The 25,006-nt window shown below is 39.1% G+C and carries 28 protein-coding genes; 10 read left to right on the forward strand and 18 right to left on the reverse strand.

Annotation, left to right across the window (positions count from 1 at the left end):
- Positions 1 to 32: 32 nt before the first annotated feature.
- Complete coding sequence (gene metG / locus ACFI34_RS11895) at positions 33 to 2,054, reverse strand: methionine--tRNA ligase (RefSeq protein WP_462673643.1); 2,022 nt, start codon at positions 2,052 to 2,054, stop codon at positions 33 to 35.
- Positions 2,055 to 2,241: 187 nt separating this feature from the next.
- Here metG and apbC point away from each other — a divergent pair, with 187 nt between their 5' ends.
- Positions 2,242 to 3,318: an iron-sulfur cluster carrier protein ApbC gene (gene apbC, locus ACFI34_RS11900; protein ID WP_462673644.1), complete on the forward strand. Its 1,077-nt coding sequence runs from the start codon at positions 2,242 to 2,244 to the stop codon at positions 3,316 to 3,318.
- Positions 3,319 to 3,322: 4 nt separating this feature from the next.
- Positions 3,323 to 3,910 (forward strand): dCTP deaminase, encoded by a 588-nt coding sequence (gene dcd / locus ACFI34_RS11905; protein WP_462673645.1) that lies wholly within the window; start codon positions 3,323 to 3,325, stop codon positions 3,908 to 3,910.
- On the opposite strand, the gene ACFI34_RS11910 is transcribed toward dcd, so the two are convergent.
- Together ACFI34_RS11910 and ACFI34_RS11915 are read right to left on the reverse strand one after the other, a co-directional pair.
- Complete coding sequence (locus ACFI34_RS11910; RefSeq protein WP_462673646.1) at positions 3,907 to 4,698, reverse strand: CLCA_X family protein; 792 nt, start codon at positions 4,696 to 4,698, stop codon at positions 3,907 to 3,909. The genes dcd and ACFI34_RS11910 overlap by 4 nt on opposite strands.
- A 21-nt stretch (positions 4,699 to 4,719) precedes the next feature.
- Positions 4,720 to 5,313: a tRNA-uridine aminocarboxypropyltransferase gene (locus ACFI34_RS11915; RefSeq protein WP_462673647.1), complete on the reverse strand. Its 594-nt coding sequence runs from the start codon at positions 5,311 to 5,313 to the stop codon at positions 4,720 to 4,722.
- A 134-nt stretch (positions 5,314 to 5,447) separates the two neighbouring features.
- Here ACFI34_RS11915 and ACFI34_RS11920 point away from each other — a divergent pair, with 134 nt between their 5' ends.
- Complete coding sequence (locus tag ACFI34_RS11920) at positions 5,448 to 5,792, forward strand: Hpt domain-containing protein (protein ID WP_462673648.1); 345 nt, start codon at positions 5,448 to 5,450, stop codon at positions 5,790 to 5,792.
- A 166-nt stretch (positions 5,793 to 5,958) separates the two neighbouring features.
- Entirely contained in the window at positions 5,959 to 7,176 is a 1,218-nt protein-coding gene (locus ACFI34_RS11925; protein WP_462673649.1) for a pyridoxal phosphate-dependent aminotransferase, read from the forward strand.
- Between the two features lie 54 nt (positions 7,177 to 7,230).
- Here ACFI34_RS11925 and ACFI34_RS11930 read toward each other — a convergent pair whose 3' ends face one another.
- The 4 genes from ACFI34_RS11930 to ACFI34_RS11945 are packed head-to-tail and all read right to left on the reverse strand — an operon-like array spanning position 7,231 to position 10,140.
- A complete protein-coding gene (locus tag ACFI34_RS11930) occupies positions 7,231 to 7,698 on the reverse strand; it encodes an outer membrane lipoprotein (RefSeq protein WP_462673650.1) in 468 nt (155 codons plus the stop codon).
- Between the two features lie 17 nt (positions 7,699 to 7,715).
- On the reverse strand, positions 7,716 to 8,330 hold the full coding sequence (gene lpoB, locus ACFI34_RS11935) for a penicillin-binding protein activator LpoB (protein WP_462673651.1): 615 nt from the start codon (positions 8,328 to 8,330) through the stop codon (positions 7,716 to 7,718).
- 11 nt (positions 8,331 to 8,341) lie between these two features.
- Positions 8,342 to 8,767, reverse strand: coding sequence for a YcfL family protein (locus ACFI34_RS11940; protein ID WP_462673652.1), 426 nt, complete (start codon positions 8,765 to 8,767; stop codon positions 8,342 to 8,344).
- 8 nt (positions 8,768 to 8,775) lie between these two features.
- Positions 8,776 to 10,140, reverse strand: coding sequence for a COG3014 family protein (locus ACFI34_RS11945; protein WP_462673653.1), 1,365 nt, complete (start codon positions 10,138 to 10,140; stop codon positions 8,776 to 8,778).
- Positions 10,141 to 10,448: 308 nt separating this feature from the next.
- Between ACFI34_RS11945 and ACFI34_RS11950 the strand changes: the two genes are divergently transcribed.
- Positions 10,449 to 11,318, forward strand: a complete 870-nt coding sequence (locus tag ACFI34_RS11950) for a DMT family transporter (RefSeq protein WP_462673654.1) — start codon at positions 10,449 to 10,451, stop codon at positions 11,316 to 11,318.
- An 8-nt stretch (positions 11,319 to 11,326) separates the two neighbouring features.
- On the opposite strand, the gene ACFI34_RS11955 is transcribed toward ACFI34_RS11950, so the two are convergent.
- The 7 genes from ACFI34_RS11955 to ACFI34_RS11985 all read right to left on the reverse strand — a co-directional run bounded on the left by ACFI34_RS11955 (position 11,327) and on the right by ACFI34_RS11985 (position 17,968).
- Complete coding sequence (locus ACFI34_RS11955; RefSeq protein WP_462673655.1) at positions 11,327 to 12,013, reverse strand: M15 family metallopeptidase; 687 nt, start codon at positions 12,011 to 12,013, stop codon at positions 11,327 to 11,329.
- Complete coding sequence (gene dapE, locus ACFI34_RS11960) at positions 12,013 to 13,140, reverse strand: succinyl-diaminopimelate desuccinylase (protein ID WP_462673656.1); 1,128 nt, start codon at positions 13,138 to 13,140, stop codon at positions 12,013 to 12,015. Before dapE ends, ACFI34_RS11955 begins: the two co-directional genes overlap by 1 nt.
- Positions 13,137 to 13,484 carry an ArsC family reductase gene (locus tag ACFI34_RS11965; RefSeq protein WP_462673657.1) on the reverse strand — a complete coding sequence of 116 codons (348 nt, stop codon included), beginning with the start codon at positions 13,482 to 13,484 and terminating at the stop codon, positions 13,137 to 13,139. Before ACFI34_RS11965 ends, dapE begins: the two co-directional genes overlap by 4 nt.
- Positions 13,485 to 13,487: 3 nt before the next feature.
- Positions 13,488 to 13,985, reverse strand: coding sequence for a PTS glucose transporter subunit IIA (locus ACFI34_RS11970; protein ID WP_462673658.1), 498 nt, complete (start codon positions 13,983 to 13,985; stop codon positions 13,488 to 13,490).
- 3 nt (positions 13,986 to 13,988) lie between these two features.
- Entirely contained in the window at positions 13,989 to 14,375 is a 387-nt protein-coding gene (locus ACFI34_RS11975; protein ID WP_462673659.1) for an ACT domain-containing protein, read from the reverse strand.
- Positions 14,376 to 14,598: 223 nt separating this feature from the next.
- A complete protein-coding gene (gene pta, locus ACFI34_RS11980) occupies positions 14,599 to 16,752 on the reverse strand; it encodes a phosphate acetyltransferase (RefSeq protein WP_006792172.1) in 2,154 nt (717 codons plus the stop codon).
- A gap of 1 nt (position 16,753) precedes the next feature.
- Positions 16,754 to 17,968, reverse strand: coding sequence for an acetate kinase (locus ACFI34_RS11985; RefSeq protein ID WP_462673660.1), 1,215 nt, complete (start codon positions 17,966 to 17,968; stop codon positions 16,754 to 16,756).
- 282 nt (positions 17,969 to 18,250) lie between these two features.
- On the opposite strand from ACFI34_RS11985, the gene yfbV reads away from it, so the two are divergent.
- A complete protein-coding gene (yfbV, locus tag ACFI34_RS11990; protein ID WP_006792170.1) occupies positions 18,251 to 18,697 on the forward strand; it encodes a terminus macrodomain insulation protein YfbV in 447 nt (148 codons plus the stop codon).
- 16 nt (positions 18,698 to 18,713) lie between these two features.
- Here the strand turns inward: yfbV and rlmA are convergent, their stop codons facing one another.
- From rlmA to xthA, 3 genes are read right to left on the reverse strand one after another with little or no spacing between them, the layout of a single operon-like run.
- On the reverse strand, positions 18,714 to 19,511 hold the full coding sequence (gene rlmA / locus ACFI34_RS11995) for a 23S rRNA (guanine(745)-N(1))-methyltransferase (RefSeq protein ID WP_462673661.1): 798 nt from the start codon (positions 19,509 to 19,511) through the stop codon (positions 18,714 to 18,716).
- Positions 19,508 to 20,155, reverse strand: a complete 648-nt coding sequence (locus ACFI34_RS12000) for an energy-coupling factor ABC transporter permease (protein WP_462673662.1) — start codon at positions 20,153 to 20,155, stop codon at positions 19,508 to 19,510. The genes rlmA and ACFI34_RS12000 overlap by 4 nt, the downstream gene beginning before the upstream one ends.
- Before the next feature lie 5 nt (positions 20,156 to 20,160).
- Positions 20,161 to 20,967, reverse strand: a complete 807-nt coding sequence (xthA, locus tag ACFI34_RS12005) for an exodeoxyribonuclease III (RefSeq protein ID WP_008131522.1) — start codon at positions 20,965 to 20,967, stop codon at positions 20,161 to 20,163.
- Positions 20,968 to 21,207: 240 nt separating this feature from the next.
- Here xthA and ACFI34_RS12010 point away from each other — a divergent pair, with 240 nt between their 5' ends.
- The 4 genes from ACFI34_RS12010 to rluB all read left to right on the forward strand — a co-directional run bounded on the left by ACFI34_RS12010 (position 21,208) and on the right by rluB (position 23,984).
- A complete protein-coding gene (locus tag ACFI34_RS12010) occupies positions 21,208 to 21,639 on the forward strand; it encodes an exonuclease III (protein ID WP_462673663.1) in 432 nt (143 codons plus the stop codon).
- Between the two features lie 218 nt (positions 21,640 to 21,857).
- Positions 21,858 to 22,379: an EF-hand domain-containing protein gene (locus ACFI34_RS12015; RefSeq protein ID WP_462673664.1), complete on the forward strand. Its 522-nt coding sequence runs from the start codon at positions 21,858 to 21,860 to the stop codon at positions 22,377 to 22,379.
- 148 nt (positions 22,380 to 22,527) lie between these two features.
- Positions 22,528 to 23,118, forward strand: a complete 591-nt coding sequence (gene scpB / locus ACFI34_RS12020; protein ID WP_008131527.1) for an SMC-Scp complex subunit ScpB — start codon at positions 22,528 to 22,530, stop codon at positions 23,116 to 23,118.
- On the forward strand, positions 23,115 to 23,984 hold the full coding sequence (gene rluB / locus ACFI34_RS12025) for a 23S rRNA pseudouridine(2605) synthase RluB (RefSeq protein WP_462673665.1): 870 nt from the start codon (positions 23,115 to 23,117) through the stop codon (positions 23,982 to 23,984). Before scpB ends, rluB begins: the two co-directional genes overlap by 4 nt.
- A gap of 71 nt (positions 23,985 to 24,055) precedes the next feature.
- On the opposite strand, the gene ACFI34_RS12030 is transcribed toward rluB, so the two are convergent.
- Positions 24,056 to 24,802: a YciK family oxidoreductase gene (locus ACFI34_RS12030; protein ID WP_462673666.1), complete on the reverse strand. Its 747-nt coding sequence runs from the start codon at positions 24,800 to 24,802 to the stop codon at positions 24,056 to 24,058.
- Positions 24,803 to 25,006 lie beyond the last annotated feature (204 nt).

The following is a 25,006-nucleotide window of genomic DNA, read 5'->3' on the forward strand; positions in this document are numbered from 1 at the left end:
AAATCAGCGGTTTTTTATATATAAATGTAAGTTTACATTACACGCATACCTGGCTCTGAGCCGTCATCAGGGTTAAGAATGTAGATTTCTTTACCGCCTGGTCCTGCTGCTAACACCATACCCTCAGACATACCAAAACGCATTTTACGAGGCTTAAGGTTTGCAACCATTACTGTTAGCTTACCTTCAATATCTTCAGGAGCGTATGCTGATTTAATGCCTGCGAATACTTGACGCGTTTCGCCGCCTAAATCAAGGGTTAGCTTCAGTAGTTTGTCGGCGCCTTTTACATGCTCTGCTTTTGCAATTTTAGCAACACGAAGGTCTACCTTTGCAAAATCGTCAAACTCAATTTCTTCGCTAATAGGTTCTTTTGCAAGAGGGCTATTTGGGTCAATTGTTACTTTCGGCTCTAGGCTTTCTTTAGATTCTTCAACCATTTTGTTTACTTTGTCCATTTCTACGCGTTGCATTAACGGTTTAAATTTATTGATTGAGTGGCTTACTAGTGGCGTCTGTACTGCATCCCAAGCAAGATCATCGTTTAAAAACGCTTCTACGTTTTGGGCCATAGCCGGTAGTACTGGTTTTAAATAGGTAATTAAAACACGGAACAAGTTAAGGCCAAGCGAACACACATCGTGAGCTTCTTGTTGCTTAGTTTCGTCTTTAATTAATACCCATGGTGCTGCGCCATCAATAAATTGGTTTGCTTTGTCGGCAAGGGCCATAATTTCACGAATTGCGCGACTGTATTCACGGTTCTCAAAATGGGTGGTAATACTTGGCGCGGCAGCTTGGAACTCTTCTAGGAGCTCTGGTTGCATAATGGTTGCGCTTAATTTGCCATCAAACTTTTTGGTAATAAAGCCTGCACAGCGACTCGCTATGTTCACTACTTTACCAACTAGGTCTGAATTTACACGTTGTGCAAAATCTTCTAGGTTTAAATCAAGATCAATAATGCCGCTGTTTAACTTAGCTGCGTAGTAATAACGAAGATACTCTGGGTTTAGGTTATCTAGATAAGTACGTGCTTTAATAAACGTACCCTTTGACTTAGACATTTTTTCGCCATTTACAGTAACAAAACCGTGTGCAAATACGTTGGTAGGCTTTCTAAAGTTAGCGCCTTCTAGCATTGCTGGCCAAAATAAACTGTGGAAATAAATAATATCTTTGCCAATAAAGTGGTAAAGCTCAGCTTCTGAGCCTTCAGCCCAAAATGCGTCAAAATCAATCCCTTTTTTATCACACAGGTTTTTAAAGCTGGCCATGTAACCAATTGGCGCATCTAGCCATACGTAAAAGTATTTACCTGGGGCATTTGGAATTTCGAAACCAAAGTAAGGCGCATCACGGCTGATATCCCACTGTTGTAAGCCGTCAGTAAACCATTCGTCTAGCTTGTTAGCCATTTCTTGTTGAATAGTACCTGAGTGTAGCCATTCTTTAAGCATGCCTTCAAATGCTGGTAGGTCAAAAAAGTAATGCTCAGAATCTTTTAGAATAGGCTCGGCACCTGACATAACAGAGCGCGGGTTTATTAATTCGGTTGGGCTGTAAGTTGCACCACACGAATCACAGCTATCGCCATTTTGATCTTCAGACTTACACGTTGGGCAAGTACCGGTTACAAAGCGATCAGGTAAAAATATGCCTTTATCTGGGTCAAACAATTGCGAAATAGTGTGCTTTTTTATATGGCCCGCGTCGTTTAAGCGGTTGTATATTAATTCACTAAATTCTTTGTTTTCTTGGCTATGCGTGCTGTGGTAATTGTCAAACTTAATGTTGAAATCAGCAAAGTCGCGTTGGCGTTCAATGCTCACATTTTTTACCATTTCTTCAGGTGTGATCCCTTGCTTCTGCGCATTTAGCATTATTGGTGTGCCGTGAGCATCGTCTGCGCAAACATAATACGTTTCATGGCCTTGAAGTTTTTGAAAACGTGACCAAATATCAGTTTGAATATATTCCAATAAATGACCTAAGTGTGTTGGGCCATTTGCATAAGGTAATGCGCTGGTAATCAGGATCTTTCGCTGTGCCATAATCATTCCGAATTGAGGATAAGCTACCGTTTTTACTATTCAAACGGCTGTTATCATTAATTTATCTATAAGTAGGTGGCTGTGCGCACACACTACATATGGATTTTTATTAATTGACTGGTGTTAATGACCTGAATGTTACATAATTCCGAGGCACTTTTCATCAAAGAAACGCTATTTAATTGCTATGTTTGGACTGTCGAAACTTTTCTCTTCTAAATCGGTGCAAAAACAACCGATTATTGCTGCTTTAGCGGCTTATCGTAGTGCGGCCTTTGCCGTAGGAATTGACGAAAAATTTATTGACTCAATTTCTGAAAACGACGATAAATCATTACAAATTAGTCTTACTTTGCCTTTTGCTGCGCAATCAGAAATCCCCCTTGTAGAGCAACATGTCCGTGATGTTTTAAATATTGAAATCTCAATAAAGGCTAAGGTTGAAATTCAAGAGCCTGCAAAGTTTAAAGGGATTAAACACATTGTACTTATTGCTTCAGGTAAAGGTGGGGTTGGTAAATCGACTACAGCTGTTAATTTAGCCGGTGCGTTAAAAGGCGAGGGAGCAAAAGTTGGTATTTTAGACGCTGATATTTATGGTCCTTCAATACCAATGTTGTTGGGCCTTGTTGGTGCTGAGCCAAAAACAAAAGATAACAAACAATTACTACCGTTTGATGCCAATGGTATTAAAGCCCAATCTATTGGCTTTTTAGTACCCAGTGATGACGCAACAGTATGGCGAGGTCCAATGGCATCGGGTGCACTTAGCCAATTACTTAACGAGACTGATTGGGGCGAGCTCGATTATTTAATTGTAGATATGCCCCCAGGTACAGGTGATATACAACTTACCATGAGCCAAAAAGTACCCGCCAGTGGGACTGTTATTGTAACTACGCCTCAAGATTTAGCACTCGCAGATGCCCAAAAAGGCATTGCAATGTTTAATAAAGTAAATGTGCCAGTACTTGGTTTGATAGAAAACATGAGCCATTACGTTTGCAGCCACTGCGGTGAGGCAAACCATGTATTTGGCAAAGAGGGTGCACAAAAACTAGCTCACAAGCATGGTGTTCCGGTACTTAGCCATATTCCCCTTGCCATTGATATTAGAGAGTACTCTGAGCAAGGAAAACTTATTGCTAGCGATAACGATGCGGCAATAAGCAAAACATACAGCGCAGCAGCTAGGCTTATAGCCAGCACGCTATATTATCAACAGCATCACAACAGCATAGAAATTGTGATTACAGAAGATTAAAAGCATGAGACTTTCAGACACACATATTAAAGAACACCTAAAAGATGGCAGAATAGTTATAGAGCCTGCTCCGAGTAGTGAGATGATATCGGGTGTGACAGCAGATTTACGTCTTGGTAATAAATTTAGAACGTTCAATGCCCATAATGCAGCCTACGTTGATTTAAGTGGTCCAAAGGATCAACTCAATAAAGCCATGGAATCAATCATGAGTGAGGAAATTGAGCTTGCAGACGGTGAAGCGTTTTTTTTACATCCAGGTGAACTCGCACTTGCAATCACATATGAAAAAGTAACGCTACCCGCCGATATTGTAGGATGGTTGGATGGGCGCTCATCGCTTGCGCGTTTGGGTTTGATGGTGCATGTAACAGCACACCGAATTGATCCCGGCTGGAGCGGTAATATTGTATTAGAGTTTTACAACTCAGGAAAATTACCCTTAGCGCTGCGCCCAATGATGAAAATTGGCGCTATGAGTTTCGAAATGCTCTCAGGGCCTTGTGAAAACCCTTACAATATTCGTAAAGATGCTAAGTATAAAGATCAAAGTAGTGCAGTAGCAAGTCGCATAAGCGACGATAATAGCTAAACCTTATCGGGTAAATTATGAAGCGCATAACCCAATAGTTGAAAATAGTGGTTAAGCGCTTTCCCTGCCTTGGTGGTATGTTGTGCTGGTGGGTATATTAAATTACTTGTTTTTAAGCCGCCCACTAAAAAACTATTTTTTATGTGGGGGTTTGCAGATATGCAGGCTTCAAAACAGCGAGCAGCAATTTCTTCAGGCATACTCATATAATTCATATTATGGGCTTGGTCATGTTTAATACATGCTTGCACAAATTCATTGGCATTTTCGCCATTTTCATCTAAAAATACTTCTTTATAAAAACTGTTCAGCGCGTCATTAAGTGGGTGCGATAAATTTGGCGTGTTAGAAAGCCAAAGTTTTGATGCAAAGCCATAGCGTGGCTTTGCTTTAAATAAATGCTCACTAATGTGATGATCAAACGCGTGGAACCACTCATGGGCCAATGCTCCGCCGCCGGCATTTTTTGCAAGCGCCAGTGTTTGACTGCCAGCATTATAATGAGCTTGAACTCCTTTTTGGCCTCCGTGGCCAAATGCAAAGTTTAACTTGCCGCGCAGGCCAATCGCTTTAGGTGGTAGGTGCAGTATTTGCGCAAGGTCGGCCAGCGCATCGTAAATTAAATTAGCGCTAATATAGCGCTCTTCTTTAGTGACCCATTTACCAACCACCATTGATCTGAACCCAAATGTGGTTCTTATATCGCTAAAATCAACTTGGTCATCAAAGCGATAATCAGGGCCTTGGCGAGTAAATCCTCGTTTTAATCTATTTGGGTAATGTCGCATCTGTTTTATGAAAAACTAAATTTAAGTTAAGTAACGTGCTTTTACGTGCTCGGGCATGTGTTGGGTCTGTTTATTTATCAATTCTTCTAGTAGTGCAAATAAAGGCTCTGGGTTTAATTGCTCAATGAGGGTTAGGCTATGTGCAACGGCTTCAAGCGTTGAAAGGCTGTCGGCACGAGGCGCTTTACGAATAGTGTAACGATTTTTGGGTACTTGTTTAAAACTGATGGTTTTAAATTGGCTAAGTATGGGAGTGAGCTGCAAAATTTTATAAGCTTTATTCCATGTGCCATCAATGACAATTAAATGGGTAATATAATTGTTAGTTGTGAAGTTTGGCTCATCTAAATAGGTGGCGTCATCGTTAGGGTAAAGCAGTGCCGTTGATTCTTTTGGCAGGTTATTTAAAGCCTTAAAGTCTTGGCTGTTTTCACCTTTTATTATTGAGCAATTAGTTAAACTTAAATTAAGTAGTTTTGCTGTGTTTTTGGCTATTTTTTCTTCGCTAGGGTGTTGTAGAATAACAACTTTAACTTTATTAGGTATGATTTTGACAGCGCTGCATACGCAGGTGTTGAGAGCAAAATTACAGTGATTACAAAGAATGCGTGCCATTTTAAAAACTTTCATAACGTTATTAACCCGCTAATTATACATTTGTACAGGCAATTAAGTTGGTTTTTTTTGTTTATCAATATAAAGTAGTTATTACAATCAGGATACTTATGGATAGTTTGAGGACTTAAATTATGGCAGAGATTACCATAGACACATCAGCATTAGAAAACATGAAATCGTTACTAGGAGAGCAGTTTGCTGATACGCTCGACTTTTGCTGTGCAGAGTTTGAGCGTTTAGGTTCAGAAGTTTTGGCAACAATTGGCAAAGATAAAGAAGCCGCGATTCGTCATTCTCATAGTTTAAAATCAAATGCAGCACAGTTTGGAGCATCGAGTCTTGCTGAGGTTTCACGCACTATTGAGCTAAGTTTAGTTGATGACGATTTAGGCAAAGCAATGGATGCATGTGCAAGCTTAATGCCGCAGGTAGAGGGTTCTCAATCTGAGTTTAAACAGTGGCTAGATGCTCAATAACAAACGTGAATTAATTTCAGTTTGTAGCTGTTAAATTTGCTGGTGTTTTATATTTACTCGGTTAGTCTAACAGGTTACCGGGGGCTTTTATTATTGAGATAAATTAGACCTTGTTTATAACAATTCAACTTACAAAGGTCATCAGGCGCCAGCGAGTAGAGGTAAAATGTCAGATATAAAAAAGAGTCATAAATTAGAAGGCGTGTGTTATGACATTCGTGGTCCTGTTTTAGCTCAAGCTAAGAAAATGGAAGACGATGGTCAAAAAGTCTTAAAATTAAATATTGGTAACCCTGCTGCTTTTGGCTTTGATATGCCCGAAGATATGCATCGCGATATCATCCGTAACTTGTATTCAGCCCAAGGTTACTGTGACTCTAAAGGACTTTACTCAGCCCGAGTGGCTATCTATCAGCATTATCAACAACGTGGATTGAACAATTTAGATGTAGACAACATTTACATTGGTAATGGAGTGAGTGAACTAATCCAAATGATCACCCAAGCCTTACTTAACAATGACGATGAAGTGCTCATCCCTGCGCCTGATTATCCGTTGTGGACTGCGTCTGTTAAGTTAGCAGGTGGCAACCCTGTTCATTATTTGTGTGATGAAGAGCAAGATTGGTTCCCTGATATAGATGATATAAAAAGTAAAATCACCTCTAAAACTAAAGCCTTGGTGTTAATTAACCCTAACAATCCGACCGGTGCGGTATACAGTGATGACCTGCTTAAGCAATTAATAGATATTGCGCGAGAGCATAAATTACTGCTGTTAAGTGACGAAATTTACGAAAAGATTTTATACGATGGCATTACCCACACTTCAATTGCTTCATTGTGTGATGATGTGCCAATGATTACTTTTAATGGTTTAGCTAAAACTTATCGTGCGGCTGGGCTAAGAATGGGCTGGATGGTTTTAAGTGGTAAAACATCAGCCATGGACGATTTAAGTAAAGGGCTAGATATACTTTCCTCAATGCGTTTGTGTGCCAACGTGCCTGCCCAATATGCAATTCAGCAGGCATTGGGTGGTGTACAATCAATTGATAACTTAATTAACCCGGGCGGTCGATTGTACGAACAACGTGACATTGCATGGCGTGGTTTAAATGCAATTGAAGGCATTAGCTGTAAAAAGCCAAAAGGGGCTTTATATGCTTTTGCTAAAGTAGATACCGCCCATTTTAATGTAAAAAACGATGAACAAATGATGTTTGATTTGCTAAAAGCCGAAAAAATATTGTTAGTGCATGGGCGAGCGTTTAATTGGCCAGAGCCTGATCATTTTAGGCTGGTTTTTTTACCCAATAAGGATGACTTAACTGACGCTATGCAAAAAATGCAACATTTCTTTAAAGATTATCGCCAGTTATAAAACTTTATAAAAAAACGAGCCTGTTGGCTCGTTTTTGTTTTTAAAGGCGTGTTATTAATATGCTTTATCTACTCTTACGGTATTATCGCCTAAATAAACTAACCTCACATTATCGCCTTTGTGAAATCGCATAGTTTGGTCTAGATCTTGAACTACCATAAATTGATCGCCATTTTCTACCTGAATTAGTAATTCAACTAACTGAGTTTGTTTATAATAGCTACCTTGCTGACTATTATTAGCAACACTACCACCGATAACTGAGCCTAAAATTGTGGCTATAGCACGACCGCTGCCGCCACCAAATTGATTACCTATAACACCACCAACAAGTGCGCCACCAAACGTTTTCCAGCCGTTCTTTTTGTCTTGTATTATTTCTTGCTCGGTGATGTTTCGTACAGATTTAATGTCACCAAACAACACTTTTTGAACTGCTACGGCTTTATTTCGCTCGTATTTAGCAAAAGTGGGTGCACTTAATGTAAGTAAAGCGCACATAATTACAGCAATTGCTTTCATAACTTACTCCTATAGGCTTACCAGCCAAAGGTTGATTTTTCTTTGGTTTTGCGAATTTCAGTTTCGTCCGCCCATTCAATGAGTCCGCTTTTCATATCCATTAAACGCATTGTGAATTTATAATATACGTCTGATTTATCTGCATTTGTTTTAACAATGCTTGATAAGTTGCCATACAACATGTACTGCGCACCAATTTGTTGTCCAAAAGCGACAGCTGTTGCAGGATTAACTAATGCATCTTCATTTTGAAAAGTAAGCTGTTCACGAACAGCTTCTACACGTGTCATGTCAACAAAACGGAATTTACCGCTTCGTAGCATCTGTGTTGAAATAGAATCAGTGATTGATTCTGTATCAATATGCTCACTGGTTTTGTTTTTAATACGTTCCACAAACACAACTGGACGGTTATTTTGAGTCATGGTTCCCACCACTGGCGAACTTAGTAGTGAGTCGGTCATTTGGCTGGCGACTTTTTGTAAATCGGTAGAACCAAAATTTATATCAGTTGTTTCAACTGCTTGAGCGTCACCATAGCTAACTACGGCTTTGTTAGCACAGCCGCTTAAGATCAATGCGCTGAGCCCGACTAATGCGTAGGTGGATGCTGTTTTAAATGTCGTGTGCATACTAGTTTCCTTTAATCTTTAAATTCTTGTGATTTAGTTGATACTTTTCTAACTGCTAGTGAAAATGTCACTGCATCAGAGCTTGGCGCTAGGCCAGGTAATTGTGTTTTAGCAAAACCAAATAAAGTTAATGGTTGCCAGGGTGAATGATTTCCTTTGATTACAAATCCGTCTTTATCAAACCATTTAAATTGATACTGTAAATATTGTGATTTTTTATATTGGCTAGATAGGGTAACCACCACATCAGTTAACTGATTTGTTTGACGCGTTTTAACGTCGGTAATGGCAAGTTTTTCACCTAAGTCAGGGTTATCCACTCTAAGTTGATCATTAAAATTTCCTTTAGTTTGTTCAACCGATATACCTGATGTTACAGGCTGTGTTGCACAAGCACTTAGCAGTAATACAGCACACATTGGCACTATGTATTTCATGGTAACTCCTAGAGTTGAACTACATGGTAGTTAAAATAGTTGTTAATAGAGGTTAGGTAAATTAAGGTTAACCCTTGCTTACTAACGGTAAAATTAATTGGCGGTTGATTGCCAATATTTAATGAATGTTCACCTGCTGTGAGACTTTTACGTGCCATAGCAATTTGATTTGGTAATGTAAGCCAACTTCGGGTGTCAGCTTGCTCTGACGCTAAATTGTATATATTAGCTAATATATTTCCTACATCACCAGCACTACGCGCAAGCTCAGCGCGGACTTTTTCTTTCGTTATAAGCCGTAATACTTGGCGTGTAATTTTGCCTGGTATTTCTTGTTCAAGGGTTTTAGCAGCAAGGGCCTCTAAATACACTAACGGTGATAATTCGACGTTTTGCCCAGCTATACTCACATTTTGTATCGCGCTAATGTAAGCACTATCTTTATATACTGGCATAGCAAGACTATAAAAACGAACATCACCTCGACTTGTATCAATCGGTAGTCTTAATTTAAATTCGGTTTGTTTAGGTACCAAACCTTGCTCAAGTAATACAACTACTTCACCATGGGAAGATTTTAAAGTAGTGGGTTCGCCAAAGCGTTGTTTAAATTCGTCAAACTCTTGCTGAAACCCTTGCTTTTTAGCTAGGCGAATTACATCCTGCTGTAAGTATTTATTATTTGGTTGTATCGCTAACGCTTTTTTGTAGTCTATGTAGGCGTCGTCAAACTGTTTTGCACTTTGGTAAAGCAAAGCCGATAAGTAAAAAGTGTATGCGTTTTGAAAGCCGTTTTTAACATCTCTTGTCACATTATTCATACTTGGATAATGCTGCTGCGCTTCGTTTTTTTCTGAATCTATTTCTGCTTCATTCTCGCTAAGCGCATCGGCTTGTACTTTATTAGCTCGGCGAATTTCGACCAGTGCGCCTTCAATATCATTTTTATAAACATAGTTAAGTGCTTTATAACTATGAAGCATGCTCATCTCGTAAGCAGGCGGTACATAGGTAATTGCCGAGTCATTCGTAAATAATGCATTACTTTGTTCAAGCCCGGCACTTAGTTGAATCCTTGCAGCCTGACGTTTAGTTTGCATTTGGGCATATACGTTTTCGAATTTGCTTTGAGCGTCGTCAGCTGAATTAGCAAGGTCGTTGATACGCGCTTGTTCAAGTTGGTTAAGCAAATAACTACTGTGCAAAGTGGTATTGTGAGCAATTAACGTTTTAGCTTGTTGTAGGTTATTATTTTCAATTGCATTTCGCACAGGCGTCATTTGTGTGGCGTAATCATTAAATAGGTCATTAAAACCCATCGAGCTACAGCCACTCAAAGTAAAACAAACGCTAAAAATTATACTTCTGCGCACACAGCACTCCTTTTAATCTACCAAAGTAGGTTAACATACTCTTTTTGAGCAAGAGTGTGAAACATTGTAAAAAAACGTAGAGCTATTTCATCCTCAAAGTAAATAAGCATTTTTTATATGAATAAGGCGTGAATTTAGTAGTTTGTTAAATAGTCATCGAAAAGTTAAGGTCTTAATGAGTTGAAAGTTTTTGCACACTTTGCCTTATGCTGTATAAATAACTTACTTTTATAGCAGTTTAAGTTATTTAACTACTCACCTTTATAAAAGATTAATTACTAACCTGATTTAGTTTAAGAAGGATTATTTTGAAAGCAGCTGTATATACATTGATTGCTTTAATAGCATTTGCCGCAAACTCATTATTTTGCCGAATGGCATTAGCTGAAGGGGATATAGATCCCTACAACTTTACCAGTATTCGTTTGTTAAGCGGTGCCGCGTGTTTAGGTATCATTATGAGTGTCACCACTTATAACCAAAAACGTAAAGGGTTATTTAATGATGCAATTTTAAGTGATACTGGCAGTTGGAGAAGTAGCATTAGTTTGCTGGTTTATGCTGTATGTTTTTCGGTGGCCTACGTTGAGCTAGATACAGGCACAGGGGCACTTATTTTATTTTCAGCGGTACAATTTACTATGATTGGTTGGGGTATATATAAAAAAGAACAATTAAGCGCCGTGCAGTGGGCTGCTTTTTTGATTGCTGTTACGGGGTTTGCTTATTTAATGCTGCCCTCAGCGGCGGTGCCCTCGCTAATAGGGGCGGGATTGATGGCCATAAGCGGTGTTGCTTGGGGCATTTACAGTATTCGTGGCAAAGTATGTGTATCGCCTTTACGAACGACAGGGTTTAATTTTATTAGAAGTTTAGTAGCACTACCCATTTTATTGCTTGTTAGTATGAGCTACTTTAACGCACTTACCATAGAAGGCATTTTACTCGCGAGCGCTTCTGGCGCTTTAGCCTCTGGAATTGGCTATAGTATTTGGTACGTTGCAATGCCATTACTTAAAAGCACGCAGGCTGCGGTTGTGCAATTGTGTGTGCCCGTAGTTGCAGCGTTTGCAGGCGTTATTTTTTTACAAGAACAGTTAACGGTTGAATTTGTTATCGCCAGCTTAGTTATATTAACAGCGGTACTCATATTTATTTTAAATAAAAAGAAGGAGTAGTCCTTCTTTTACGGTGGACTAACGTTGGTCACAAAGCGCTTATAAAGTGAAGGTAAGTGCGCCAATACGGCACTTTTACCAAGTAGTTCACTGTTTTCAATGCATTTTCGTAAAGCACTTTCAGTTAGTTGAATACTGAGCAACTGTGATTGCTTAATGTGACTAATATGCCAAAGTTCTGGAGCTATCCCGTTTAAATCTTTGCGATAAGGCCGATAAAAACCAAAGCTCTCAAGGTGAATACTGAGCCATTCACTCAATGGTGAAAAGGGACCGTTTTTCTCATATTCGTGAGGAGATAACTGCAGTTGATAATCATCACTAACACTGGCTTTATCATACACATCCAAATCGGTACCAAAATGGTGCCTGCTTGCCCCAGGTAGAGCTGAATAACGCATAATTGCAATACACTTATCAATGTCACTTAAGTTTGTTAAATCAACAACCTTTTGTTGTGAATTATAAACAGGCCTTTGTCCTGAAAATTTGTTATTCCAAATGAGCGCCTGACGTTCAAAGTCCCTAAAGCTTGATGCAATAGTTAAGTCAAACCCAGCTTGTTTAGCTGCATTTTGTAGCGCTATAAAATCAGCAGTGATAGCGCTATGCAAACGATGGCTTTGTATTTTAGTTAAATGTGTATCACTTTGCCCTGTGATACACGCTATCGTGGTTACTTGTAAATCAGTCATTAGGTTAACAGTTGCTCAAGTATTTGCTCGTAGATGTCGGTGAGTTTAATTAAGTCATCTGTACTTACGCACTCATCCACTTTGTGAATGGTGGCATTACGAGGCCCAAGCTCAATGACTTTAGCACCGGTTTGAGCAATGAAGCGACCATCAGAGGTTCCCCCCGTGGTTTCTAAATTGGTTGCTAATCCTGTCACAGACTCAATAGCATTGACAGTTGCGTCTACAAGTGGACCATGTTCTGTAATAAATGGGAGACCATTTACAATCCAGTTTAACTCGTAGTTTAAGTTGTGTTTTTGTAAAATGTCGACTACACGCTGTTGTAATTGTTGATGCGTGACTTCGGTGCTAAATCTAAAATTAAATTGCACATCTAGCTCACCAGGGATCACATTACCTGCACCTGTGCCGCCGTTAATATTTGATATTTGAAAGCTGGTTGCCGGAAAAAAATCATTCCCTTTATCCCATTGGGTTTGGCTAAGCTCTGTTAATGCTTCAGTGGCTAGATGAATAGGGTTTTGAGCCAGGTGAGGGTAGGCAACATGTCCTTGAATACCTTTAACTTTTAAGAATCCGGTAAGCGAGCCGCGTCGGCCATTCTTAACTACATCACCTAAGACATCCCGAGATGAAGGTTCGCCAACCAAACACATATCAATTTTTTCACCGCGAGATTCTAGTGTATCAATAACTCGGGTGGTTCCATTTATAAATGGTCCTTCTTCATCAGAAGTGATCAAAAAAGAAATTGATCCTTTGTGGTTCGGGTATTTAGTTACAAAACGCTCAGTAGCTACAATCATGGCAGCAAGCGAGCCTTTCATATCGGCAGCTCCTCGACCATGCAATAAACCATTTTCTACCAGCCCTGAAAATGGTGGGTGCTGCCAGTTTTTTGCCGGACCCGTAGGCACTACATCTGTGTGTCCTGCAAAACAAAAATGCGGCGACTGGTCGCCTTTACGCGCCCAAGTATTTAATGTATCAGTAAAAAATAGTGACTCTATATTAAAGCCGATCGCTTCAAGACGTTCGTTCATCATTTGTTGACAGCCGGCATCCTCTGGAGTGACAGATTCACGCTGTATCAAGGCTTGTGCAAGTGCAATTACTTCATTCATTTTTTAAAAATCTCATCGTATTGCGCGACTTTAAAGCCTAAATAAAAGTCAGTACCGTTCATTAATACTGGTCGCTTTATCATAGCGGGCTGCTGAACTAATAATTCAATAGCATTTTGTTTAGTCAAATTTTGTTTTTGCTCGTCACTTAAAGCTCTGTATGTAGTTCCGCGTTTATTGACTAATTGTTCCCAATCTAATTTATCAGCAAATTCAGCGACCATTTGTTCATTAACACCCTCTTTGCGGTAATCATGAAAGGTAAACTCAATCTTATTATCTGTAAGGTATTTTTTAGCTTTTTTAATTGTGTCGCAGTTACTAATTCCGTAAAGAGTGATCATAAGTTACTTCTTTTTAATAATAGTTAATAAGGTGTCTTCAGCTGCTTTTACATGCAGGTGTGAATAATGAAATGTGCCCAGGTTGTGACCATTAAGTAATATTAAACTTCCTAGCATGGGGGAGTCTAATTCTCTTAGGTCAAAATAAGCAAGTCGTTGGCCTTTGAGTACTTGGCTGCCATTTAACTGGGCTATATGGGTATGCGTAATTGCTGCAGAGGCAGGTAAAGTTAAATTAATGAGTATTTTTAAACCATTTTTAGCCTGTAAAATAAATTCAGTTCCTGCGTTTTTAACCTTCAGTAAAACCCCATCAAAGGGGGCTAAAATTTTATGACTGGTTGCTTGCACCATAACACCGGGGCCAAGCGTACCAAAACTGAACAAAGGCTCTGGGTGATTACTTAATTCTACTACCTTTCCCGTAAATGGACTGGTGATATTAATAGCACCACGGGGTATTTTATTTTGTGCAATAAGCTCTATTGATTGTGCTTTCATAAATTAGTTTGTCACCACATTATAGCCATCTTTTTTTAGTGCATTGATTGCCTGGGCCGCTGTTTGTTTTTTTACAAGTATGTAATCAGTATCGTAAGTTGAAATAGAAAAGATAGATATTTGTGCTTTTGCTAACACGCCAGAAATATTAGCCATAATTCCTGTTAGCGAAAATCCTAAAGGGCCAATAACCTCTAATGCTTGCCAATCAGATTCTGTATCCAGGCTGTGTAATTCAAAACTACTGGGGCATACAATTGATAGTTCATCATGGGTTTTTGAGATAAAAAACAACGGAAGTTTTAACAAAGCAGCAGGGATATCAGCATCAATATCTAAACTATGTATAGACAAAATAGTGCTGTGTAATTGTAATGTTTGTTTTGACATTAAAAACCTGCGGTACAGCAAAGACGATTTATTAATAGTATAGATTATTAAAGATAAATTAAAGCGGTAACTCACCGTAACTAAGCTGCAAAATATGAGCTACTTATACTTACCCACAATTTCTGTGGATAACTATGGGGGTTGAGAGGTATAAATAGCCTAACTAACTAATTTATAATTAGAAATTAGCTAGGCTATAAAAAGCACATGTTAATTAAAGCCTTTAATTAAGTGCTTCGACTTGCGCTGCTTGAATAGCGGTAAGTGCGATTGTGTATACAATGTCATCAACTAATGCACCACGGCTTAAATCGTTGACTGGCTTACGCATACCTTGAAGCATTGGCCCAATACTGATGAGGTCTGCGCTTCTTTGCACGGCTTTATAGGTTGTATTACCGGTATTTAAATCAGGGAAAATAAACACCGTTGCTTTACCCGCTACGGGGCTATTTGGTGCTTTTTTAAGCGCGACGTTTTCCATAATTGCTGCATCGTACTGAAGGGGACCATCAATAATCAAATCGGGACGTTTTTGTTGAGCTATTTTGGTTGCCTCTCGCACTTTTTCAACGTCGGCTCCTGTACCAGAAGTACCTGTACTGTAGCTGATCATGGCAACACGCGGCTCTATACCAAAAGCTGCAGCTGAGTCAGCAGACTGAATAGCAATATCAGCAAGTTGCTCAGCATTTGGATCTGGGTTAATTGCACAGTCTCCGTAAACGAGTACCTGATCAGGCAGTAACATAAAAAATACTGACGATACAAGCGATGAGCCCGGGGCCGTTTTGATTAGCTGTAATGGCGGTCTAATTGTATTAGCGGTTGTGTTAACTGCTCCTGAAACAAGTCCGTCAACTTTGCCTTGTTCAAGCATCATAGTACCCAGTACAACGTTATCGAGTAATTGTTCTTGCGCTACAACAGCAGTCAGACCTTTGCTTTTTCGGATTTCGACCATAGGCTCGACATAATCATTAATGATGCTGCTTGGTTCTACAATACTTACATTTTCGTTGAGCTCTATACCTTGTTGCTCAGCAATACGCATTATTTCTTCGCGATCACCTAATAGAATGGTTTTTGCTATACCGCGTTGCCCACAGATAGCAGCTGCTTTAATAGTTCTCGGTTCGTTGCCTTCAGGTAAAACAACCGTTTTGCCTGCTTTACGAGCTTTATCTGTAAGTAAGTATCTGAAAGCGGGTGGCGAGAGTTTACGTGTTTTCCCCACATTTTTTGCCAGTGAGTTCAGCCAATCTGAGTCAATATATTCAGCATTGTGGCTTTTTACTTTTTCTATACGTTGGTCATCATCGCTTGGCACTTCCATATTAAAGTTATGAAGTAACAACGATGTTCGCCATGTATCGGCCTCTGTTGCTAAAATTGGTAGGCCAGTTTGCATTGCTTGTTCGCACAGCGCCATAATACGCTGTTCTGGCATAAAACCACCGGTGAGTAGTATTGCCCCAATTTTTGTACCATTCATTGCTGATAAACACGCAGCTACTAAAATATCAGAGCGATCGCCAGGAGTAACTAATAGTGCACCTGGTGTGAAATGGTTTAAAATATTAGACACTGTACGTGCACAAAATGTGATACGACGCAGGCGTCGATGCAGCATGTCACCTTCGTTAATAATTGTGGCTTTTAAATACGCACTTAGGTCTTTCACACGTGGTGCGACTAAATCAAAATCCCATGGTATTGCACCAAGCAACATAAATGGGTTTTTTCTAAAAATTGGCAGTGATGCTAAGCGGTTTAGTTCGTTATCTACTTCATCAGGTTTGTAGGAGTCGACTAAATCGGCGCGTGCTCTGCCTTCTTCATCAAGAGGGGCATTTACTTTATTAAAAATACAGCCTAATACACGCGGGTGGTCAATACCACCATAATTACCAGCTGCAATCTCAAGACGATCTTCCAGCTGGGTAATATTATCGTTACCAGGCGTTAATACAAATACAATATCGGCACCGAGTGTTTGCGCTATTTCACGGTTTACGCGCCCTGCATAAGGTTGTTTACGAGTAGGAACCATGCCTTCAATAATGGCTACTTCATCGTCGTTAATTTTACTTTCAAAGCGCTCAACAATTTCTTCTAATAGGTCGTCGCCCTTTGCATCACCAATCATTTGCTCTGCGTAATCCAATGCAAACGGTGTTGGTGGGTCAATAGGGGAGCCTTGCTTTATTATTTGTGTCGATTTTTCTGGACCGGTTTCGCCAGAGCGCGGTTGAGCAATAGGTTTGAAGAAATTAACTTTTACCGCCTTTTGCTCAAGCGCACGCACAAGCCCGACGGAAACAGATGTTAAACCAACTCCCGTAGAAATCGGTATCAACATAATACGGTGTGCCATATTATAGCTCCTTAACAATATTTGCAGAGTCGAGGGCGATAACCCATTCTTCATTCGTTGGCATGACGACAGCTTTGATACGAGATTGCTCAGTGCTAATTACACCTTGTTGACCAAAACGAGCATCTAGGTTTGCTTGCGTGTCACATTCCATACCTAAAAATCCAAGTTGAGTGATCACTTTTTTACGAATGATATCTGAGTTTTCTCCAATACCGCCGGTGAAAATAAGCGCATCAAGACGCTGTAAAGGCACCATGTACGATGCAATTTGCTTAGATAAACGATAGCAAAACATATCGAGTGCTAATGTTGCTTTTTGATTTCCCGCTGTAGCAGCTTCTTCAATAGTACGACAATCGTTTGAAAGCTCACTAATGCCTAACAAACCACTTTTTTGATTGAGTAAGTCATCTATTTGTTGCGCACTATAATCAAGTTGTGTCGTTAAAAAGTTAAATAAACCTGGATCAATATCGCCACTGCGAGTACCCATTACTAACCCTTCAAGTGGCGTAAGGCCCATACTTGTATCGACACTGTCACCATTTTTAATAGCACATACAGAACAGCCATTCCCCAAATGAGCACTAATAAAATTACTTTTTTCAATAGGTTGGTTAAGTAGTTTTGCTGTTTGCCCGGCAACATAAAAATGGCTCGTACCATGAAAGCCATAACGTCTAACACCAAACTCGGTATATAAATTGTAAGGTAGCGCATAAAGGTATGCGACCTTATCCATAGTTTGGTGAAAAGCCGTATCGAATACGGCAATTTGAGGTAAGCCTTTAAACGAGTCTTGCGCTGAAGATATACCCAGCAAGTTGGCATGACCATGAAGCGGTGCAAGTGTTGCAGCCTGGGTTATGCTTTCAATAACTTGATCATTAATTAATACTGATTTGGTAAAGTGCTCGCCACCGTGAACAACACGATGACCAACAGCAATTAGCTGTTCATCTAGTTTGTGATCTTTTATTAAAGTCACTAACGTATTAATAGCCTCAGCGTGAGCTTGCTCTGGTGCTAAATCAATAAGTGTTTTATCACCTTTGTATTTATACTTTACCGACGGAGTTGCTGCACCTAGTCGCTCTGCTAAGCCCGATATAATTTCATGGCCGGTGTTTGCATCAATAATGGCAAACTTTAAACTTGAGCTACCACAGTTTAATACTAAAACATGTTGTGACTTAGGAGCGGGTGTTGGCATAGATATAATTTCCATAAATAAAGTTTAGTAAGTGAACATTAATTATTTACTGTTACACTCAGGCCTTAATTAAAAGGTTAAAGATATTATAAACAAGGTCGTTAGACCCATGAATAAGTTTTATATTTTAAACTATTTGATGTATTTAGTTTAGTATTTTGCACAATTTAACAGCATAATTAAGCACTTTTACTGATTAAGTGAAACCCGCCGTATTTGTGTTACACTTTGTAAGATACGAGCTAATTTATATATTGAATTTAGTAATTGTGAGGAGTCATGATGCAAAAAAGTGTGATGTCACAAGTTCAAATTGGTAGACAGTACGCAAAACAATGGCCAATGCGAAAAGAGTTAGCTCCATTGTTTAGTGAGTTTAGGGTAATTAGAGCAACAGAACTTGCCATTACTGTTATGCCGATTCTTGCTATGTTGACATTATTTTTTCAACTCAACTATCTTGGTCCTGATTTTTTACCACAAGCGATTGCCAGTGCATTGTTTTTCTTATCTTTACCTCTGCAAGGCTTATTGTGGTTGGGTAAACGAGCACAAACCCCATTAGACCCAGCCATGCTGAGTTGGTACAAAGAGCTTCATACAAAAATGGTTGCTAATGGTTATCAAGCTAAGTTAAGTGAAAAAAAGCCCCGCTATTTGGAGCTTGCAACTTTACTTAAAGATATGTTTGAAAAAATGGATAAAGCGTTCACTAAAGAACAGTTTTAATAAACGCTTTCAACAATTACGCTTTTTGAAATTGCGTTATATAAAACGACAAGGTGACATGGTGTTCACCTTTCTCTTCCAGAGTTTCCCAGTGCTCAGGCCTAAATTTCCACGCAAACGGTGTCATCATAATCAGGTTTCTAACATCGTTAATACTCAGTGTTACCTGTTGAGTGATTAAATCTTGGTGAGTTTCTGTAAAACCTTCAGGCACATCTACTTTCGTATGCTCGCTTACTGATTGGTAAATATAAGCTTTTAACTCTTTTAAATGCCATGGCCCAGGGCTGGCCACGACAAGCGTAGCATTAGGTTTAGCGAGTCTATCAAGCTCTTTAGTAAATAAAGGTGCAAATACACTTATAAGAATATCAGCAAACCCTTCTTTAAAAGGGGCTTGACTGATTGAAGCAACGCTAAAGCTGCAGTTGGGGTAACGTCTAGCGGCGTATTTTATAGCTGACTTTGAAATATCTACACCATAAACTTGCGCCTGAGTATTATTAGCAATAGCGTGGGTGTAAAACCCTTCACCGCACCCTAAATCAATAATATTATCACCCTTTATAGTGCTTATTATATCGCTCAGTGCTTGTTGTAAGAAAGCATAATAACCCTGCTCTAAAAATGTGCGCCTTGCTTGCACCATTTCAAGCGAGTCACCGGGTTGTTTAGAGTTTTTGTTTTGAACAGGTAGTAAGTTAACGTAGCCTTCTTTGGCAAAGTCAAAACTATGGTTGCTTTCACAACGCAGTGTATTTTGAGTTTTTGTTAGCGATTTGCTACATAAAGGGCATTGATATTCAAGACTCATGAGTCTAGGTAATCCTTGTCGTAAAAAGTTTTAACCCAGTGGGGACGGTATGTAATTAAAATGGTGATGGCCATTCCGTTTAACATGGCTTCTGGAAACCAAATTATAGCACTTAAATAAACGTAATTGTCGGCAAGTTCTTGCCAATTATACTCACCTAAAGCGAAATAAAAGAGGGCACCTAAAGATATCTTTATGCACGCTATAAACCCAGCTGTTATGAAGGCACAAACAAATATATAAACAAAAAAATGTTTTGGTAAATAGTGATAGCACACAACAAAACTTAAATAACTCAATAATATGGGAATAAAAGCGCCAATAAGTATTTGTACAGGTAAAAGGTTAAAACTAACCTGCCCAAATGAAAACAACAAGGCACTTGCCAGTAGGCTACTCAAAATGGCTAGCCGCCAGCCCAATATTAAGGTGGCTGCAGTAATACCAAGTATGTGCAGATCAAGGCCCGTTAAAATACCGGCTTTAATACGCCACAATAATGCAAATACAAGCGCACAGGCTAATACACCTTTTTGCCTAGCAGACGTTTTATAAAGCGATTTATAGGTGTTTTGGTCAAAACTAAAAATTGCAATAGCAACTACAAGGACCCACATCAGCCCTTGTATTTCAGTGTTTAACATTATACCTACTTAAACGTTGACCAAATTGGCGCATGATCTGATGGTTTATCAATTGCACGCAGCTCATAGTCAATTCCTGACTCAATACAACGCTCAGCAAGTGATTGAGTTGCAAGCACCACATCAATTCGCAGGCCGCGATTATCTAAAAAGCCTTTAGAGCGGTAATCAAACCATGAGTATTGATCGTTAACATCAGGATAGAGTTCTCTGAAGGTATCTTTAAATCCCCAATCTAAAAGTGTTGATAGCCATTGACGTTCCTCTGGTTGGAAAGAGCACTTACCTGTTTTTAGCCAGCGTTTAGCGTTGACCTCACCAATACCTATGTCTAAATCTGTGGGTGATATATTTATGTCGCCCATAACAACTACATCCTGATCGGGAGTGAGGTTTGTATCTAGATGTGTCATCAAATCTTTATAAAATTGACGTTTATAGGGGAATTTGGTTTCGTGATTGATATTATCGCCTTGCGGGAAATAACCATTCATAACGGTAATGTCGCGGCCGTTATCTTGTTCAATAGTGACACTGATCATGCGCTTTTGCGACTCTTCTGTGTCGGTAGCAAACCCTTTTAAGACTGATTTTGGCTCTTTTTTGCATAACATAGCTACGCCGTAATGTGCTTTTTGACCGTGAAAGTAGACGTGGTACCCCATTTTTTGAACATCGTCTAATGGAAACGCTTCATCATGAACTTTAATCTCTTGCAAGCCAATTACGTCTGGTTGATGTTTATCAATAACAGCTTGTAATTGGTGAAGACGAGCACGCAGACCATTGATATTGAAAGAAATCACTTTCATTCGATTTACCTTTAAATTTGTTCTCATTTTGATAGCAAATTGTATCAGTAAATTAGCTTACATAACATGTCTGAAATGACAAAATAGCTGCGTAAATGTTGATCAAATGCTGGTGAAAGTTTAAACATTGTTAATGTTGTATTAATTTATAAAATAAATAAAAAATTCAATTGATATGCATGAAATTGGCTATATAATGCGCGCAAATTCATTGGCAAACTCGTTCACATAGGATCTCTCATGAAAGCACAATTATTTTTAGCGGTAACATTATTAGCATCTTCTTCTGTTTCAGCTCAAAGTAACACTTACTTCAGCCAAGACAGCTCAATTGAGTCTAAGCTGTGCGTATTAAGCGCAAACGAAGGTTTTTCTGCGGCACGTAAATTAGCAGCTAAGCATAATGTATACTTATCACGCTTCTCACAGAGCATCATGTGTAACGGTCAAGATATCCGTGATATTGCAAAGAAAGATTCAACAAACAATATAACTGAAAACAAAGTAGAAGTGTTTGCTAAAGACGCTCAACAAGAAACTCAACTATGTATGACTGCATTAAAGCAAGGTTTAGCGCCAGTACGCCAAAAAATCGGTAACTTAAACTCGCTTAAATGTAACGGTCAGAAAGTTACTGACTTTGTTAAGCGTTATCAAAACGCTGCAATTTAATTAGCAAGACAAAATTAATGAGAGCCCAGCTTTTACAGCTGGGCTTTTTTTTGCAAAATTTACAAGGTTGGTTGAAAAGGTTTCAAGGCTAACGTATTGAAAATAGAATAAATAATACACAGGGGTTCTGTAAGATACTGAAATTTATGTTTATTTTATTTTGGCACCAGACTTGTATTAGTTGTTGTGACATTTATTAACAACGAAGGACACGTCTTATGAAAAAGTTAACATTAGCAACAACTATTTTAGCAACATTAAGTTTAGCAGCCTGCGCATCTAATCAAGGTCTTGATAAAATAGACAGCGACTTTGCAAGCCTAGACAACGACAGTGATGGTTTTATTTCAAAAGTTGAAGCTGACGACGATAATATTTGGGGTCACTTTTCAAATATCGACACCAATATGGATGAAGAAATTAGTCGTAAAGAATTTAATGCTTACATGCAGTTAAACACTGGCAAGGTTGCAACCGATAGTGATGTAAGTGAATCAGCCTTTAAAGCTGAAATTGCAAAATTTGACAAAATTGAAAGTAGTTTTGCCAGTTTAGATAACGATAGTAATGGTTACATATCAGTTGTTGAAGGCAATGACGACGATATTTCAAATCACTTTGGTTATATGGACAAAAACGAAGACAAGCGAATTAGTAAAAATGAGTTTATGGGCTACATAAATAAATATGGTAAATCTGTAGCTGAAGACGAAGCGTTAGAGTCAATTCAAAACAGCTAATTAAAATTCAGAGCATAAAAATCAAAGCCAGTTATTTTAACTGGCTTTTTTTATAGCTAATTTTCGATAATTGCCAGATATATTTTCCTAGTTAGTGGTTGTTCTGTCATAATAGATGGCTGTGTATTTTTATTTATTAAGAGTGTATATGGCTGGGCGGCGAATTAGTGATGAGCAGTTGGTTGAAATCATTGAGGCTGCGATTTTTGTTGCAGACAAACCCATAAGTAAACGCCATATTAAAGACACTGTTTTAGTGGATATTGCAATTTCTATGTCACGTATAAACGAGGCTATAGAAACAATACAAACACACTTTCAAACCCGTGGTATTCGCCTTGTTGAAGTTGGTAGTGGTTATCGATTTCAGGCATGTAGTAGTTTGAGCCCTTGGTTGAGTAACCTATGGCAAGAACGAGCTCCTAAATACTCACGTGCTTTATTGGAAACATTATCACTTATTGCTTATCGTCAACCCATTACGCGTGGTGAAATAGAGCAAGTAAGAGGTGTAACAACGGGTTCGAATATAATTAAAACCTTACTCGAAAGAGAGTGGGTGAAAGTGGTAGGGCACAAAGAAGTACCGGGTAAGCCCGCTTTATACGCCACTACTAAACAATTTTTAGATTATTTTTCATTAACGGGTTTAGAAAACTTACCTGCGTTACCTGCGCAACAAGAAAGTAAAATAAACCAGTTATTAAGTGATCCTTCTGTGAGAGAACCATCCGAATGAATATACAAGGTGAAAAGTTACAAAAAGTCCTAGCCAGAGCTGGTGTAGGCTCGCGTCGTGAAATGGAAAAATACATTGACGCTAACCGTGTTAGTGTTAATGGCAAAGTAGCTAAACTCGGTGACCGCGTTGAAGAAACCGATTTAATTCGTGTTGACGGTCATACCGTAAAAATTGAAGAAAAAGCTGACAGAATTTGCCGTGTAATTATGTACAACAAACCCGAGGGAGAGTTGAGTACACGTAAAGACCCTGAAGGTCGTCGTACTGTATTTGACAGACTTCCTCGTATTGATGGCGATCGTTGGATAGCTGTAGGCCGACTTGATGTGAATACGTCAGGCTTAATGTTGTTTACCAACGATGGTGAATTAGCCAATCGTTTAATGCACCCAAGTTATGAAGTAGAGCGTGAATATTCTTCGCGTGTGTTTGGTGAAGTAACAAACGAGACACTTAAAAACCTGATGCGTGGTGTTGAGCTTGAAGATGGTCCAGCAAAATTCACAAATATAAAACCGCTAGGTGGTGAAGGGATTAACCGCTGGTTTAATGTGACATTAAACGAAGGGCGCAACCGCGAAGTTCGTCGTTTATGGCAATCTCAAGACGTTGAAGTGTCGCGTCTTATCCGTATTCGTTACGGTAAGCTAGAGCTAGATAAGCGTGTGCCACAAGGTGGTTGGGTTGAATACGACCTAGACACCGTCAACTATTTACGTAAAACGGTTAAATTAGGTCGTGAAACGCAAACTAAACTTTCAGTTATGCCAGAGAAACGCAAAGATAAACGCGCTAAAATTAATCAAATTCGTAAAGCGGTTAAAAAGCACAACCAACGTGTTAAGTCGACTAAGCGTAAGTGATATTTTGACGTTTTGTACAAAGCCGCATTATTTGCGGCTTTTTTATTGAGGTTAATAAAAGTAAACAGCTGTTACTTTTTTATTTGTGCGTCTAATGACTCGCCATTGACTGCAATTGAATCATCACTCATTAAATATAAATAGGTCGGCATAATGCTTTCAGGTGTTGCCAACTTATCCCTATCTTCACCAGGGTATGCCGATGCGCGCATAGATGTGCGTGTAGCACCTGGATTAATACAGTTTACGCGAATGTTGGTTTTACCTACTTCACAAGCCCACGTTTGCATCATGCCTTCAACTGCAAACTTAGAGATGGCATAGGGTCCCCAAAACTCACGGCCTTTTCGACCAACACCTGATGAGGTGAAAACAATAGACGCGTTGTCTGATTTACGCAGCACGGGAAATAATGCTTTGGTGATCATTGCTTGAGCTGTCACATTAACTTTCATGATGTTCTCAAACGTAGATGAACAAAAATGTTCCAGTGGCCCAAGAGAGCCAAGTATGCCTGCATTATTTAGGAGCCCGTCTAAACGGCCAAACTGATTCTCAATAGTTGCAGCAAGGTCACGATAATTTTGTTTTGTTGCGCCCTTTAAGTCCATTGGTACAATTGCAGGTTTTGGGTACCCTGCATTCACAATTTCGTCGTAAACGCATTCAAGTTTATTTGTTGTTTTACCTAATAAAATGACTGTAGCACCATGTTTGGCATAAGTAATAGCCGCTACTCGGCCAATACCATCGCCAGCGCCGGTGATTAAAATAACTTTATCGTTTAATGCATTTTCAGCTGCTTGATAATTGTGCATAAAGGTACCAATTGATAGATTTTTTTTGATTTTAACATAGCAATTCGACAAGTAATCGAATTTATTGAAAAATTAGGTGGCGAAAAAAGAAACTTTACGTTAAGTTTAACTGGTCTAATGTCTCATTAATAATCTGATTACATTGTTTTAACTTGATACACTGATTAAACACACTATAAAAATAAAATATGTTCGGAGTCACCA

Source organism: Pseudoalteromonas sp. PSi26, from assembly GCF_054960575.1.